This is a genomic window from Streptomyces sp. NPDC060002, from assembly GCF_042737245.1.
In the GTDB taxonomy this organism is placed as follows: domain Bacteria; phylum Actinomycetota; class Actinomycetes; order Streptomycetales; family Streptomycetaceae; genus Streptomyces.
Genome location: NZ_JBHWUW010000002.1, coordinates 303,603 through 318,910, shown reverse-complemented (window position 1 = coordinate 318,910; position 15,308 = coordinate 303,603). Strand labels below are relative to the sequence as shown.

At 72.0% G+C, this 15,308-nt stretch carries 11 protein-coding genes; 10 read left to right on the top strand and 1 reads right to left on the bottom strand.

Annotated features, from left to right (window positions below):
• Positions 1-239 precede the first annotated feature (239 nt).
• The 7 genes from ACFWBD_RS03900 (at position 240) to ACFWBD_RS03870 (ending at position 8,135) form a co-directional block, all read left to right on the top strand.
• On the top strand, positions 240-977 hold the full coding sequence (locus tag ACFWBD_RS03900; RefSeq protein ID WP_385662194.1) for a hypothetical protein: 738 nt from the start codon (positions 240-242) through the stop codon (positions 975-977).
• 158 nt (positions 978-1,135) lie between these two features.
• Positions 1,136-1,981 (top strand): DegV family protein, encoded by an 846-nt coding sequence (locus ACFWBD_RS03895; protein ID WP_385662191.1) that lies wholly within the window; start codon positions 1,136-1,138, stop codon positions 1,979-1,981.
• A 107-nt stretch (positions 1,982-2,088) separates the two neighbouring features.
• A complete protein-coding gene (locus ACFWBD_RS03890; RefSeq protein WP_385662188.1) occupies positions 2,089-3,231 on the top strand; it encodes a helix-hairpin-helix domain-containing protein in 1,143 nt (380 codons plus the stop codon).
• Positions 3,228-5,996: a ComEC/Rec2 family competence protein gene (locus ACFWBD_RS03885; RefSeq protein WP_385662186.1), complete on the top strand. Its 2,769-nt coding sequence runs from the start codon at positions 3,228-3,230 to the stop codon at positions 5,994-5,996. Before ACFWBD_RS03890 ends, ACFWBD_RS03885 begins: the two co-directional genes overlap by 4 nt.
• A gap of 256 nt (positions 5,997-6,252) precedes the next feature.
• On the top strand, positions 6,253-6,498 hold the full coding sequence (locus tag ACFWBD_RS03880) for a hypothetical protein (protein WP_351753905.1): 246 nt from the start codon (positions 6,253-6,255) through the stop codon (positions 6,496-6,498).
• 136 nt (positions 6,499-6,634) lie between these two features.
• Positions 6,635-7,624 (top strand): DNA polymerase III subunit delta, encoded by a 990-nt coding sequence (gene holA, locus ACFWBD_RS03875; protein WP_385662183.1) that lies wholly within the window; start codon positions 6,635-6,637, stop codon positions 7,622-7,624.
• Positions 7,625-7,739: 115 nt separating this feature from the next.
• On the top strand, positions 7,740-8,135 hold the full coding sequence (locus ACFWBD_RS03870; protein ID WP_385662181.1) for a nuclear transport factor 2 family protein: 396 nt from the start codon (positions 7,740-7,742) through the stop codon (positions 8,133-8,135).
• Between the two features lie 301 nt (positions 8,136-8,436).
• Here the strand turns inward: ACFWBD_RS03870 and rpsT are convergent, their stop codons facing one another.
• Positions 8,437-8,703 carry a 30S ribosomal protein S20 gene (rpsT, locus tag ACFWBD_RS03865; protein ID WP_385662178.1) on the bottom strand — a complete coding sequence of 89 codons (267 nt, stop codon included), beginning with the start codon at positions 8,701-8,703 and terminating at the stop codon, positions 8,437-8,439.
• 268 nt (positions 8,704-8,971) lie between these two features.
• Here rpsT and lepA point away from each other — a divergent pair, with 268 nt between their 5' ends.
• From lepA to ACFWBD_RS03850, 3 genes are all read left to right on the top strand, one after another.
• Positions 8,972-10,840 carry a translation elongation factor 4 gene (lepA, locus tag ACFWBD_RS03860; protein WP_385662175.1) on the top strand — a complete coding sequence of 623 codons (1,869 nt, stop codon included), beginning with the start codon at positions 8,972-8,974 and terminating at the stop codon, positions 10,838-10,840.
• A 246-nt stretch (positions 10,841-11,086) separates the two neighbouring features.
• Positions 11,087-12,961, top strand: coding sequence for an AMP-dependent synthetase/ligase (locus ACFWBD_RS03855; protein WP_385662172.1), 1,875 nt, complete (start codon positions 11,087-11,089; stop codon positions 12,959-12,961).
• A gap of 216 nt (positions 12,962-13,177) precedes the next feature.
• A complete protein-coding gene (locus ACFWBD_RS03850) occupies positions 13,178-15,205 on the top strand; it encodes a SpoIIE family protein phosphatase (protein ID WP_385662169.1) in 2,028 nt (675 codons plus the stop codon).
• The last annotated feature ends 103 nt before the right edge of the window (positions 15,206-15,308 follow it).

Here is a 15,308-nt window from a genome sequence, read left to right as displayed (position 1 = left end):
GACGGGGTGGTACGCATGAGCGTGTCCTGCCGACGATCATGACCGGATGGTGCGCATGACCAGGCGGTACACACGGCGGGGCCGGGTGTCGCGGGCCGGCGGGTGCGGCTCCGGGTAGTCCCCTACGGGCAGGTTCGGGGTTCTTCTGGAACTCCGAGCCTGCCCTTCTCGTTTACCGTTTGAAGTACGGCGTGCCCTGTGCGGCGCCGGATGTGTCGTGCAGGCCGAAGGAGGAGCTCGTGGAAGCAGTGATCGCAGTCGTCGCCCTGCTCTTCGTGCTTTTCCTGGTGCTCGGCGCCTACGCCACGGTGAAGGTGATCGGCGCCGCCAAGCGGGGCGTCGACCGCACCATCGACCAGGCCCGCCGCACGGTCGAGGACCACACTCTGCGGGCCAAGTCCTTCGCCCAGTTCGGACCGGCCGGTGAGATCGCCCAGTTGAGGCTCAAGCTGCGCACATCGATGCGGGCCACCCAGGACGCGCTGTACGCGGGCGTCACCGAGGACGAGTCCCTCAAGGAGTCCCTCGCCCTGTTCCGGAGGCTCAGCGCGCACGGCCACGAACTGGACAGCGAGCTCAAACGCCTGGAATCCGAACCGGACCGGGCGACGCTCGCCGCGCGGCTGCCTTCGCTGCGGGAGCGTACCGAGCGCATCGTGGGATCGGCGGACTCGCTGCGCTGGGCGGCCCGGGACCGGGCCCACCGCTTCGCGGACGACGACCTCGACTCCCTCAGCACCCAGATCGACGTCGAGGCCGGTGCCCTGCGGCACTGGACCACGTCGGACTCCTCCACACAGCCGCCGCCGCCCTGGCCCGAGGCGCCGGCCGCCGACAGCGCGGCGGCGGGACAGACCTGGCCGGAGACACCCGGTGCGCGCACCGCGCAGGAACCGACCCGGCCCGCCATCACCCCACCGGGACCGCGCCCCGCCTACCCCTGGCAGAAGAAGCCGCGCCCCGAGAGCACCACGTGAGTCCGGTGCCGGATTCCTGCCCTCCGGGACCCCGGTTCGTCATGTGACGAGGTCCTGGATCAGGTGCCGTTGGGCGTGGTACTTGATTCGGTCAAGGGTGGTCCAGCTGCGAGGGGCCGGGCTGCCGCACGGGGGCTACGCCAGGTAACCTCCAGGTCATGTCCCGCCATGTCGCGATCGTCACGGATTCAACGGCCTACTTGCCGCAGGGGACGATGGAGCGTCACGGCATCACCACGGTGCCCCTGACCGTCGTCCTCGGCGACCAGGCTCTCGAAGAGGGCACCGAGATCTCGACCCGTTCCCTCGCCCAGGCCTTGCAGAAGCGACGTTCCGTCACCACCTCGCGTCCCAGCCCCCGGCTCTTCGCCGAGACGTATCGCAGGATCGCCGAGTCCGGCGCCACCGGCATCGTCTCGCTCCACCTCTCCGCCGAGCTGTCCGGCACCTACGACGCCGCGGTCGTCGCGGCGCGTGAGGCGCCGGTGCCGGTACGGGTGGTGGACACCGGCATGGTCGCGATGGCACTCGGCTTCTGCGCGCTCGCGGCGGCCGAGGTCGCCGAGGCGGGCGGCACGGTCGACGAGGCGGTCACCGCGGCGGAGAAGCGGGCCGCCGGCACCGCCGCCTATTTCTACGTCGACACCCTGGACTACCTGCGCCGCGGCGGCCGGATCGGCGCCGCCCAGGCCCTGTTGGGCTCCGCGCTCGCGGTGAAGCCGCTGCTCCAGCTGAACGGGGGGCGCATCGACCTCCTGGAGAAGGTACGGACGGCGTCGAAGGCGATCGCGCGCCTGGAGGAACTCGGGGCCGACCGGGCGGGCAGCGCGCCCGTCGACATCGCCGTCCACCATCTCGCCGCTCCCGAGCGGGCGTCCGCTCTCGCCGACCGTCTGCGGTCCCGCGTGCCCGGACTCGCCGACCTGCATGTGAGCGAGGTCGGCGCGGTGATCGGGGCGCATACCGGGCCAGGGCTGCTGGGGGTCGTGGTCTCGCCGCGCTGAGAGCCCGGCTCACTCGTGTGAGTGGTGGAGTTATCCACAACTGGGCGGTGGTCCCCGGAAATTGAGCAAGATCATCGCGATGTGGCGAAGTGTCCGATCCTCGTCGCATGGCACTTCGATCACGTCCACGCATCCCGAACGCGACCAGCGGCCCCGGCCGGGGCCCCGGCTCCGACGGCCGTACCCACCGTCTCCGTCCGCCAGGCGGCGCACGGACCGGACACCGGCATGCCTCGGCGGAGGAGAACCGGCGTCGGGCGAAGGCGTTGTTCGTCGAACGGCCCCGGGAACAAGGGGAGATGGGGATGGGGCCGCCGGGTGCTCAGAACAGGCCGGGTGCGCCGCAAGTGGATGTGCCCGACGGCGGGGGTGGGCAGAGTGCTGGTGCCGGTGCCGGTGCCGGTGCCGGTGCCGGTGCTGGTGCCGGTGTCCATGTCGATGCCAGTACCAATACCGATGCCGATGGCGACATCGACGGCGACGGGGTTCGTAAGGGGAGTAGTCCTCGTGTCGCCGGGCCCTGGCAGGAGCGGGTGGGGCTTGCACTGCGGGAGCGGATGCCGGTGTGGCTGCTGGCGCGCTGCGGACTGGAACGCAGGAGCGTGCTCGCGCTCTCGGTGCTGCTCGTCCTCGCCGCTGCCTTCGCCGTGCAGCACTTCTGTGTCGGCCGGGCCCAGCCGGTGCGGGCGCCGGAGGTGGTGCGAGCCGCCGCCCCCTACGAGGCGGGGGAGCCGAACCCGGCCGCCGGGCCCGCCCCTTCCGCAGGCCTGCCGGGCGCTGGGAACACGGCCGGGGCCGAGATCGTGGTGGACGTCAGCGGCAAGGTGAGGAAACCCGGCATCCACCGCCTCCCGGCCGGTTCACGGGTGGTCGACGCACTGGGCGCGGCCGGTGGTGTGCGACCGGGCACCGACACCGACGGTCTCAACCGCGCGCGTTTCCTCGTGGACGGGGAGCAGGTCGTCGTCGGCGGCCCCGTCCCGCAGCCCGGGGCCGCCGGGACGGGAGAGGGTTCGGCGGCGGGTTCCACCGGTGCGGGCATGGGAGCCGGGCCCCCGGCCCCCGTCTCCCTCAACACGGGCACCGTGGACCAGTTCGACACGCTGCCCGGCGTGGGACCCGTACTGGCGCAGCACATCATCGACTACCGGGCGCAGCACGGCGGTTTCCGGTCGGTGGACGAACTGCGCGAGGTCAACGGCATCGGCGAGCGACGCTTCGCCGACCTGCGGAACCTGGTGCGGCCATGAGGCGCGAAGACACCCAGGCCGTCGGTGTTCGGGCCGGGCCAGGCTCCCCTGCCCGCCAGGCCGTGCACGCGGCCTCCGGGAAGCGGCTGGGCGACGCCCATCCGCGTCAGGAAGGGCCGGTGGATCTACGGCTCGTGCCACCCGCACTCGCGGCCTGGGCGACGGCGGCGCTGACGTTGGACGCGTCTGCGGGGTGGGTGGCCGGCATCGTGGCCGTCTGCCTGCTGGCCGCCGGTGCCCTTCTGATCGTGAGGCGGCGCGCGGCGGGACGCGGAGCGGGGGCCGTTGCCGGCCGGCGTATGTGGCCCCGGGTCACCGTCGCCGCCTCGTTGCTCTGCGTGGGCGCGGCTGCCGCGTCGGCCGGGCTGCACGGGGCCGATCTGCGCCGGGGGCCGGTGCCGGAGTTGGCGCGGGAGTACGCGACCGTCACCGCCGAGGTCGAGATCACCTCCGACCCACGACTCACCCGGCCCCGGGTCAGAGGGGACCATGTGACCCCGGACTCCGTCCTGATCAACGCCGAGGTGCGCAGCGTCGAGGGGGCGGACCGGACGTCCGTGGCGACGCGGGCCCCGGTGCTGCTGCTGGTGGACGTAGGTTCGCGTCGGGGCGCGGGTGGAGCACGGGCGAATCCCGAGGGCCGTAAGGCGCCCGATCGACAGGTGCCGGATCGCCAGGCGCCCGATCGACAGGTGCCGGATCGCCAGGTGCCGGATCGCGAGATTCCCGGCCGTGGGGTATCGGGGCCTCAGGATTTCGGCGGTGCTCCCGAGGAGGCTGCCGGCCGGCCCGTGTCCGGTGGTGCGCAAGGCTCCGGGGCGCGGTCCGGGGCTTCGTGGCTGGAGCTGTTGCCGTCCACACGGGTGCGGGTGACCGGGCGGCTGGTGCCCGCGCTGGCCGGCGGGGACCGATTCGCGGCCGTGCTGCGGGTGCGGGGCCGAGCGGTGCCGTCGGTCGTGCGGGAACCATCGGGCGCGCAGCGGTGGGCGGGGCGGCTGCGGGCGGGGCTCAGGCAGGCCACCGACGGACTTCCGGCGGACGCACGAGCACTGCTGCCGGGGCTGGTCGTCGGGGACACCTCGCGGATCACACCCGAACTGGACGAGGCGTTCAAAGAGACGGATCTGGCTCACACCCTCGCCGTTTCGGGGAGCAATCTCACGATCATCCTCATCCTGTTCCTCGGCCCGCCCGGGCTGGCCCAGCACGTCGAGCGCCGCGGTCTGGCACCTCGCCTCGGCGTCCCGCTCCGGGCGACCGCGCTGCTCGGCGGAGCGCTCACGCTCGGCTTCGTGGTGGTGTGCCGGCCCGACCCGAGTGTGCTGCGCGCCGCGGCCTGCGGAGCGATCGTGCTGCTCGCCCTGGCGACCGGCCGCCGTCGGTCCCTGATCCCGGCGCTGGCGACAGCGGTGCTGCTGTTGGTGCTGTACGACCCATGGCTGGCCCGGAGTTACGGGTTCCTGCTGTCCGTCCTGGCCACCGGGGCCCTGTTGACGCTGGCGCCGCGCTGGAGTGCCGCGCTGCGACGGCGCCGGGTGCCCCCGCGGCTCGCGGAGGCGTTGGCGGCCGCGGGAGCCGCGCAGGCGTTGTGCGCGCCGGTCGTGGCTGTGCTGTCGGCGCGGGTGAGTCTGGTGGCGGTGCCCTGCAATCTCCTGGTGGAGTTCGCGGTCGCGCCGGCGACGGTACTGGGCTTCGCGGTGCTGGCGACCGCTCCCGTGGCGATGCCGGTGGCCGAGGCGCTGGCCTGGTGCGCGAGTTGGCCGGCCAGGTGGATCGCGGGTGTGGCGCGGACCGGGGCGGCGCTGCCCGGCGGGGGAGTGGACTGGCCGGGGAGCTGGGGTGGGGCGTTGCTGCTCGCCCTGGTCACGAGTGGGGTGCTGCTGCTCGGGCGGCGGCTGTCGCGACACCCGTGGCTGTGCGCGGTCTGCGGGGTGCTGCTTCTGCTGGCGGTGGTGCAACCGCCGCCGTTGACCCGGGTGCTCACGGGCTGGCCGCCACCGGGCTGGCGGCTTGCGATGTGCGACGTGGGGCAGGGTGACGCGACCGTCCTGGCGGCGGGCGGGGGCGCCGGCGTGGTGGTGGATGCCGGACCGGATCCGGTACTGGTCGACCGGTGTCTGCGCCAGCTCGGGATCACCCGGGTGCCGCTCGTCGTGCTGACCCACTTCCACGCCGATCACGTGGCCGGGCTGCCGGGGGTGCTGCGGGGCCGGGCGGTGGGGGCGATCGAGACGACGGGGTTCGAGGAGCCCGCGGACCAGGTGGAGTTCGTACGGAAGGAGGCGGAGGCCAGGCACGTGCCGGTGGTGCGGGCCGCGGCCGGGGAGCGACGGCGGCTCGGTGCTCTCGACTGGGAGGTGCTGTGGCCGCCACCGAGCCCGGCGCCGCGACCGGACGGGCCGAACGACGCGAGCGTGACGCTGCTCGTGCGGGTGGCCGGGCTGCGGATGCTGCTGCTCGGCGACCTCGAACCCCCGGCCCAGCAGGCGCTGTTGCGGTCGGCGGCGGCACCGCTGGTGCGTGGGGTGGACGTGCTCAAGGTGGCCCATCACGGCTCGGCCTACCAGGATCCTGACCTGATACGCGCCGTGGCGCCACGGCTGGCGCTGATCTCGTGCGGCGCGGACAACCCGTACGGGCATCCCGCGCCCAGCACGGTCGCGGCGCTGCGCGCGGGCGGGGCGACGGTGCTGCGGACGGACCGGGACGGGGCGCTGGCGGTGGCCGCCGGGACAGGCGGGGAGCTGCGGGTGGCGCGGGACTGAGGGTGAGGGCGGAGAGCCTCTCGGCTGACGGCGGGGTGACCGACTGGGGCGACCGACTGGGGCGACCGGCTGAGGTGACTAGCGGGGGTGACTGATTGGGGTGATCAGCGGGGGGTGACCGGCGTGACCGGCATGACCGGCGGGGGTGACCGGCGGGGGTGATCAGCGGGGGTGGCCGACTGGATGACCGGTTGGGGCGACCGGTCGGGGGGACCGGCTGGGGCGCCGGCTCCTGAGCGTGTCGGAAAATGGTGCGGTGAGTGATGTGAGACATGTGCTGGTGCTGCCCGATCGCGATGCCGCGGAGGAGGTGGCCCAGGCGCTCGGGGAGCGGTTCGGGGTGCGCGAGGAGCCGAGGGTCGTCCGGGACGCGTTGGCGGGCGAGGACGACGCGGAGGACGCGCAGTGGCTCGTCCTGCTGGGAGACGAGGAGGAACGGCTCGACGCGGCGGCGCTGGACGAGTTCGCGGGGGAGTGGGAGGGGTGGCGGGAGGAGCCGTGAGCGTGCCCCGTCGGCAGCTCGGCAGCTCGGCGGCTCGGCGGCTCGGCGGCTCGGCGGCTCGGCGGCTCGGCGGCGGCCAGGCGGTTGCCCGTCGGTGGGGGTCGGGTTGTCAGTGGCTCGTGGGATGCTTTCCGTGATGGCCAGGAAGACTGCGAATGACGACCCTCTCGCCCCGCTGACGCTTGCCGTGGGCCAGGAGGACCTCCTGCTCGACCGTGCCGTGCAGGAGGTGGTGGCCGCCGCAAGGGCCGCCGACGCCGACACGGACGTGCGCGACCTGACCCCGGAGCAGGTGCAACCCGGCACGCTCGCCGAACTGACCAGCCCGTCGCTCTTCGCGGAGCGCAAGGTCGTGGTCGTACGCAACGCGCATGATCTGTCCGCCGACACGGTCAAGGACGTCAAGGCGTATCTGGGGGCGCCCGCCGAGGAGATCACGCTGGTGCTGCTGCACGCCGGCGGAGTCAAGGGCAAGGGGCTGCTGGACGCGGCGCGCAAGGCGGGGGCGCGGGAGGTGGCCTGTCCGAAGATGACCAAGCCGGCGGACCGGCTGGCCTTCGTGCGACAGGAGTTCCGGGCGACCGGGCGGTCGGCCACGCCCGAGGCGTGCCAGACCCTCGTCGACGCCATCGGCAGCGATCTGCGGGAGCTGGCTTCGGCAGTGTCCCAGCTGGTCGCCGATGTCGAGGGGACCATCGACGAGGCCGTCGTCGGGCGGTACTACACCGGGCGGGCCGAGGCCTCGAGCTTCACCGTCGCCGACCGGGCGGTGGAGGGGCGAGCCGCCGAGGCGCTGGAGGCGCTGCGCTGGTCGCTGGCGACCGGGGTCGCGCCGGTGCTGATCACCAGTGCGCTGGCCCAGGGAGTGCGGGCCATCGGCAAGCTGTCCTCGGCGCGCGGCGGCCGGCCGGCCGATCTCGCGCGGGAGCTGGGCATGCCGCCCTGGAAGATCGACCGGGTGCGCCAGCAGATGCGTGGCTGGACGCCGGACGGAGTGGCCGTCGCGCTGCGGGCCGTCGCCGAGGCGGACGCGGGAGTGAAGGGTGGCGGTGACGACCCCGAGTACGCCCTCGAGAAGGCCGTCGTGGCGATCGCGCGGGCGGCGCGGTCCGGGGGACGCGGGTAGCCGTACGTCCCAGGTGTCACCGGGGTGATCCAGTAGCCGTTCCCCCGCCGGGGAGGAGAATCGGGGGTACCAGCCGCACGCACATCGCCGGCGCATGCGAAAGGTGGCGATCGACATGGCTGAACACCCGCACGCGGTACTCGTCCGCAAGGGATACGAGGCCTTCACCCGCGGAGACATGGACACCCTGCGCGGGATGATGACGGGGGACTGTACGCACCACGTGCCCGGTTCCCACATGCTCTCCGGGGACTTCAAGGGCCTCGACGCGGTCATGGAGATGTACGGCAGGCTGTTCTCGGAGACGGGCGGTTCGTTGCGCGTCGACCTGCGCACCGTACTCGTCGACGGCCGTGGGCACGCCGTCTCCCTGCACCGGATCACCGCCGACCGCAACGGCAAGCACATCGACGACAACGGGGGCATCGTCTTCCGGATCGTCGGTGACAAGATCAGCGATCTCGACGAGTGCGTCGAGGACATCGACACGAGCAACGACTTCTGGTCCTGACGGCTCCGGCGGCCATGCGGCTCCGGCGGCGATGCGGCCTCGGTGGCCATGCGGCCTCGACGGCCGTGACCCAGGGTGCCCGACAGGCGGATGCCCCTGACAGACAGACGGCCCGGGCAGACCGAAGGCCCCCGTACCCGCCCTGGGGAAGGGCGAGGCGCGGGGGCCTTCGGTTCAAAGCTTCACGATGCTGGATCGCGCCCGCGTGGCGAACGCAGGCCGTGCGCGATCCGTGGGTGCCGGTCGGGGGCGGATGAGAGAGGGCCCGCCCTGGTCCTTCCGGCGATCAGATCTGAGGGGATCAGCCCTTGAGGGTCTCGACCTTGGAAGCAAGCGCCGACTTCTTGTTGGCGGCCTGGTTCTTGTGGATGACGCCCTTCGAGACGGCCTTGTCGAGCTGACGCGCCGCAGCGCGCTGGTACTCGGTGGCCTTCTCGACGTCACCCGCGGCAGTAGCCTCGCGGGCCTTGCGGATCGCGGTCTTCAGGGAGGACTTGACGGCCTTGTTGCGCAGCCGAGCCTTCTCGTTGGTCTTGATCCGCTTGATCTGGGACTTGATGTTCGCCACGAATGAGCCTTTTCAGGTTCAGGCACGGGCCCGCAAAGGTCCCGTACCGATGATTTTCCGAGATACCCCGAAGCTCCCCGAGAGTGTTGTCCGAGAAGTTCTCCGAGGAGACGTGCCTCGTGCTACGAGGGCAAGAGACACAGCTGCCCAGACTACCAGTGGCTCCCCGAGTGGCCCAAACCGGTCCCTGGTCGCCACCCGTGGGACCATGGAGCCTACGTATCGATCCGACCCGAGGCACAAGGCGCCTCAAGAGACAGGACCCTGCGTGCCCGCGACCCCTAACAATGTGCCCGAGCCGAGCCGTACCGCCCCGGCTCTGATCCGCAATTTCTGCATCATCGCGCACATCGACCACGGCAAGTCCACGCTCGCCGACCGCATGCTCCAGCTGACCGGAGTGGTCGATCAGCGGCAGATGCGTGCTCAGTACCTCGACCGCATGGACATCGAGCGCGAGCGCGGCATCACGATCAAGTCCCAGGCGGTCCGGCTGCCCTGGGCCCCGACCGGGGACCCGGGCAGGACCCACATCCTCAACATGATCGACACCCCCGGGCACGTGGACTTCACGTACGAGGTGTCCCGGTCGCTGGCCGCCTGTGAGGGGACCGTCCTCCTGGTCGACGCCGCCCAGGGCATCGAGGCCCAGACTCTCGCCAACCTCTACCTGGCGATGGAGAACGACCTCAAGATCATCCCCGTACTGAACAAGATCGACCTTCCGGCCGCCCAGCCCGAGAAGTTCTCCGAGGAGCTCGCCAACCTCATCGGCTGCGATCCCGCGGACGTGCTCCGGGTCTCCGCCAAGACCGGTCTGGGCGTCGAGGCGCTGCTGGACCGGGTCGTGGCCGAGGTCCCCGCCCCGGTCGGCGTCCAGGACGCCCCCGCGCGCGCGATGATCTTCGACTCGGTGTACGACTCCTACCGCGGTGTCGTGACGTACGTGCGTGTCATCGACGGTCAGCTCAACAAGCGTGAGCGGATTCGCATGATGTCCACCGGCGCGACGCACGAGCTGCTGGAGATCGGCGTCTCGGCTCCCGAGATGAAGGCGGCCGACGGCCTCGGCGTCGGCGAGGTCGGCTATCTGATCACCGGTGTGAAGGACGTCCGCCAGTCCAAGGTCGGTGACACGATCACCACCCTGCACAAGGGGGCCACCGAGGCGCTCGGCGGTTACAAGGACCCGAAGCCGATGGTCTTCTCGGGCCTGTATCCGCTGGACGGATCCGACTATCCCGAGCTGCGCGACGCCCTCGACAAGCTCCAGCTCAACGATGCCGCGCTGGTGTACGAGCCGGAGACCTCCGCCGCCCTCGGCTTCGGCTTCCGCGTCGGCTTCCTGGGGCTGCTGCACCTCGACGTGATCCGCGAGCGGCTGGAGCGCGAGTTCGGGCTCGACCTGATCGCCACCGCGCCCAACGTGGTCTACCGCGTGGTCATGGAGGACGGCTCCGAGCACACGGTCACCAACCCGAGCGAGTTCCCCGAGGGGAAGATCGACGACGTGTACGAGCCCGTCGTACGCGCCACGATCCTCGCCCCCTCCGAGTTCATCGGGTCGATCATGGAGCTGTGCCAGACCCGGCGCGGCACCCTGCTCGGCATGGACTACCTCTCGGAGGACCGGGTCGAGATCCGCTACACGCTCCCGCTCGCGGAGATCGTCTTCGACTTCTTCGACCAGCTGAAGTCCAAGACGCGCGGCTACGCCTCCCTGGACTACGAGCCCACCGGCGAGCAGGCCTCCAGCCTGGTCAAGGTCGACATCCTGCTGCACGGCGACAAGGTGGACGCCTTCTCGGCGGTCACGCACAAGGACGCGGCGTACGCGTACGGCGTGCGGCTCGTCGCCAAGCTGCGCGAGCTCATCCCGCGGCAGGCCTTCGAGGTGCCCATCCAGGCGGCCATCGGCTCCCGGGTCATCGCCCGCGAGACCATCCGCGCCATCCGCAAGGACGTCCTCGCCAAGTGCTACGGCGGTGACATCTCCCGGAAGCGGAAGCTGCTGGAGAAGCAGAAGGAAGGCAAGAAGCGGATGAAGATGGTGGGTTCCGTGGAGGTTCCGCAGGAGGCCTTCATCGCCGTCCTCAGCAGTGACGACAACGCGGGATCGGGCAAGGGCAAGAAATAGCCACGATCTGCACCGGTTTTCAGGGCCCGTCGCGCGACAGCGCGGCGGGCCCTGTGGCTGTATTCAGGAGAAAGTGACTGCCCGGAGCCCCTTACGTGCTGGCCAGTCGCCCTCTACTCTGATCCCTGCTCGGTAGTTACTCGTGAGTTAAACAACAGCCGCCGTCAACCACGCCGCTGTCAGCAACCGCCGCGTCGAACGACGCCGCAATGAGCCAGCCGCATCGTCGCGGGCCCGGAGGATGTCGTGAGCGACACACAGACACTGATCGAGAACCGTCCGCCGTCCGTCGCGGGCCTCTTCCTGGAGCGCGTGGCGGCCACGCCCGACGCCGAGGCATACCGGTACCCGGTACCGGCCGCGGCCGGCGAGGGCCCCGACGACTGGAAGTCGGTGAGCTGGGCGCAGGCCGCCGAACGGGTCTACGCGATCGCGGCCGGCCTCATCGAGTTGGGCGTGCAGGCCGAGCAGCGCGTCGCGCTCGCCGCCTCGACCCGGCTCGAGTGGATCCTCGCCGACCTCGGCATCATGTGCGCCGGGGCCGCCACTACCACCGTCTATCCGCAGACCAACGCCGAGGAGTCCGCGTTCATCCTCGCGGACTCCGAGTCCAAGGTGCTCATCGCCGAGGACGCGGCCCAGCTCGCCAAGGCCGTCGAGAAGCGGGCCGAGCTGCCCGCCCTCACCCATGTGGTCGTGATCGACCCGGCCGGTGTGGAGACCGCCGACTGGATCCTCACCCTCGACGAGCTGGAGAAGCGCGGCGCCGCCCGGCTGGAGAAGGAAGCCGAGCTGATCAAGGAGCGGGTCGGCGCGATCACCAAGGACCAGCTCGCCACCCTCATCTACACCTCCGGCACCACCGGCCGGCCCAAGGGCGTCCGACTGCCGCACGACAACTGGTCGTACATGGCGAAGGCGATCGCCGCGACCGGCCTGGTCGGCCCCGACGACGTGCAGTACCTGTGGCTGCCGCTCGCGCACGTCTTCGGCAAGGTCCTCACCTCCGGCCAGATCGAGGTCGGGCACGTCACCGCCGTCGACGGCCGCGTCGACAAGATCATCGAGAACCTGCCGGTCGTCCGGCCGACGTACATGGCCGCCGTGCCGCGCATCTTCGAGAAGGTCTACAACGGGGTCGCCGCCAAGGCCCGCGCGGGCGGCGGGGCCAAGCTCAGGATCTTCCAGTGGGCCGCCGGGGTCTCCCGCGAGTACGCCAAGGCCGCCCAGGACAACTTCCGGCGCACCGGCACCGCCGCCGTCCCCTTCGGGCTCGGCGCCAAGCACAAGGTCGCCGACGCGCTCGTCTACGCCAAGATCCGCGAGGCCTTCGGCGGCAACCTGCGCGCGTGTGTCTCCGGGTCGGCGGCGCTCGCACCGGAGATCGGCTACTTCTTCGCAGGCGCCGGCATCCACATCCTCGAGGGCTACGGCCTGACGGAGTCCTCCGCGGCCTCCTTCGTCAACCCCGGTGAGGCCTACCGCACCGGCACGGTCGGCAAGCCGCTGCCCGGCACGGAGGTGCGGATCGCCGACGACGGCGAGATCCTGCTGCGCGGTCCCGGCATCATGGAGGGCTACCACGGGCTCCCCGAGAAGACCGCCGAGGTCCTGGAGGCGGACGGCTGGTTCCACACCGGCGACATCGGCGAGCTGTCGCCCGACGGGTACCTGCGCATCACCGACCGCAAGAAGGACCTCATCAAGACGTCCGGCGGCAAGTACATCGCGCCCGCCGAGGTCGAGGGACAGTTCAAGGCGGTGTGCCCGTACGTCTCCAACATCCTCGTGCACGGCGCCGACCGGAACTTCTGCACGGCGCTCATCGCCCTGGACGAGGTCTCGCTCCTCGACTGGGCGAAGGACAACGGGCTGGCCGGAAAGTCGTACGCGGACGTCGTCGCCGCGCCCGTCACCGTGCAGCTCATCGAGGGCTACGTCAAGCAGCTCAACGAGGGTCTCCAGCGCTGGCAGACCATCAAGAAGTTCCGGCTGCTGCCCCGGGACCTGGACGTCGAGCACGGCGAGATCACGCCCAGCCTGAAGCTGAAGCGGCCCGTCGTGGAGCGGGAGTACAAGCACCTCATCGACGAGATGTACGCCGGATCGCGCGAGGCGTGACGCGGCGCGCGACGGCGCGAGGAACAGCGCGTCGGCGCGCGACCGGGGCGGAGTCCGAATGCTCGGATTCCGCCCCTCAAGCGTGCGTCATCGAGCACGCGCGGACAGATGCGTGGCACGGTTCTTGCTCAGGACGGCCCACTTCGGTAACCCAGCGCTCATGGCCGGGATCGGTCTGTCACCCTGTGGGGATCCGAACCGCCCGGGGAGCTGCGCATGGGGGCCATTCCGACGCAACGGGACACGGTGTCCCGTGCCCAGGGCGCGCCCGCGCACCCGAGTACGCACTCGGTCGCGCTCCCGCACGTCCGCGCGACCCTGAACGGCAGCCCCCTCGCGCCCGGCGCCGCCCGCGAGCTGGTGCGCGCCGCGCTGACGGAGTGGGCCGGTCTCGGCCTGCTCGGCGCCGAGGAGGCCGGGGAACTGGGCGAGCGCCTCGCGGAGGACACCACCCTCGTCGTCAGCGAGCTCGTCACGAACGCCGTCGTGCACGCCGGCACCGACGTCGAGCTGGCGTGCCGGCTGGAGGAGGATCCCGAACACCCCGGGCATCCCGGTGGGTGCCGCGCGGTCGTCGTCGAGGTCTCCGACCACCACCCCTCCCGCGCCCCGCGCGACGGCACCGCCGAACCGTCGTACGGGACACCGGAGTACGGTCGCGGCCTGCGCCTGGTCGCCTCGCTCGCCGACGCCTGGGGGGTGACGTACCGCAGGGGGACGAAGACGGTCTGGGCCCGGCTGCTGCCGACGGCCGCCGAGTCCCACGACGCCGACCTCCCCGACCGCGGTGACCGGCCGCATCCCGGCCATGAGCACGACGTCCCCGGCCGCGCGGGACACCTCGGCTGCTTCAGTCACGCCGGCCTCACCGCCCACCCCGACCGCCCGCTCGACGACACCACCCCGGGTCTCCTGGAGGCCCTGGCCCCGGTCCCGCAGCCGGTCGGGTCGCGTGACCGGGACTGGCTCAACCGCGGCGCCCTCTCCTTTCTCGCCGAGGCGTCCGATCTGCTCGCCGGGCAGCTCGACGAGGATCTGGTGGCCGTGCTGACCGGCCAGTTGCTCGTGCCCCGGCTCGCCGACTGGTGCGCGGTGTGGCTCGAGGACGAGGTGAGCGGACGCGGTGAGTGGGCGGGCGGGCCCGGGCCCCGGCTCGCCCGGGTCTGGCACGGCTGCGAGAACCGCGTCGAGGAGCTGCGCCGGGCGCTGGAGAAGGATCCGCCCTGTCCGCCCGACGGCGGTCCCCGCTCCGGGCCCGAGCCCTTCCCCTGGCCCGGCGAGGTGCTCGGCCCGCAGGGCACGGCCCTCGCCTACCGGCTGATCGCCGGCGGCCGACCGCTCGGCACCCTGGTCATCGGGCAGGCCGGGCTGCCGGCCTTCGCCGACGAGGTCACCGGGCTGGTCGAGGATCTGGGCCGCCGGGTGGCGCTCGCCATCGGAGCGGCCCGTCAGTACGCCCGCCAGGCCACCATCAGCGCCGTTCTGCAACGCGGGCTGCTGCCCGGCGCGGTCGCCGAGATCCCCGGGGTGCGCAGTGCCCTCGTCTACGAGCCGCGCGAGCAGGGCGGCCCGAGCGGCGACTTCTACGACCTGTTCCCGGCCGGCGACGGCCGCTGGTGCTTCGCGGTGGGCGATGTGCAGGGCAAGGGTCCGGAGGCGGCCGTCGTCATCGGCCTCGCCCGGCCCTGGCTGCGGCTGCTGGCCCGCGAGGGCTATGGCGTGGCCGACGTCCTGGACCGGCTCAACCAGCTCCTCCTCGACGACGCGACCGAGGCCGCCGACGCAGCCGCCCGCGCCTTCGTCGGCCCCGCCGGGCCGGGCGACGGGCCGCAGACCCGCTTCCTGTCGCTCCTCTACGGCGAGCTGGCCCCCTTCGAGGGAGGGGTGCGCTGCACCCTCGCCTCCGCCGGGCACCCGCTGCCGCTGCTGCTCGGGCCGGACGGCTCGGTCGCCACGGGCGGGCGCCCGCAGACCCTGCTCGGGGTCTTCGAGGACGTCACGTACACCAGCGACAGTCTGGAGCTGCGGCCCGGCGACAGCCTGCTGTGCGTCACCGACGGCGTCACGGAACGGCGGTCGGGCCTGAGGCAGTTCGACGACGAGGACGGTCTCGCCGCGGCGCTGGCGGGCTGCGCGGGACTCGACGCGGAGCTGATCGCGGAGCGGATCCGGCGGCTGGTGCACGAGTTCGGTGAGCAGCCGCCGGAGGACGACCTGGCGCTGCTGGTACTTCAGGCGGAGTAGCCGCAGCTCGGGCCCGTCCGCCGGGGACGGCGCGGTGGCGAGGGTTGCGGTGGCGAGGGTGGCGGGGAGCCCGTCGAACACGGGTGGGGCGGCGGCCGGGAGG

Excerpts from the sequence above, each read along its gene's own strand:
- ACFWBD_RS03895 (WP_385662191.1), top strand. The coding sequence starts at position 1,136 with ATGTCCCGCCATGTCGCGATCGTCACGGATTCAACGGCCTACTTGCCG.
- ACFWBD_RS03890 (WP_385662188.1), top strand. The coding sequence starts at position 2,089 with ATGGCACTTCGATCACGTCCACGCATCCCGAACGCGACCAGCGGCCCC.
- holA (WP_385662183.1), top strand. The coding sequence starts at position 6,635 with ATGGCCAGGAAGACTGCGAATGACGACCCTCTCGCCCCGCTGACGCTT.
- ACFWBD_RS03870 (WP_385662181.1), top strand. The coding sequence starts at position 7,740 with ATGGCTGAACACCCGCACGCGGTACTCGTCCGCAAGGGATACGAGGCC.
- ACFWBD_RS03885 (WP_385662186.1), top strand. The coding sequence starts at position 3,228 with ATGAGGCGCGAAGACACCCAGGCCGTCGGTGTTCGGGCCGGGCCAGGC.
- ACFWBD_RS03850 (WP_385662169.1), top strand. The coding sequence starts at position 13,178 with ATGGGGGCCATTCCGACGCAACGGGACACGGTGTCCCGTGCCCAGGGC.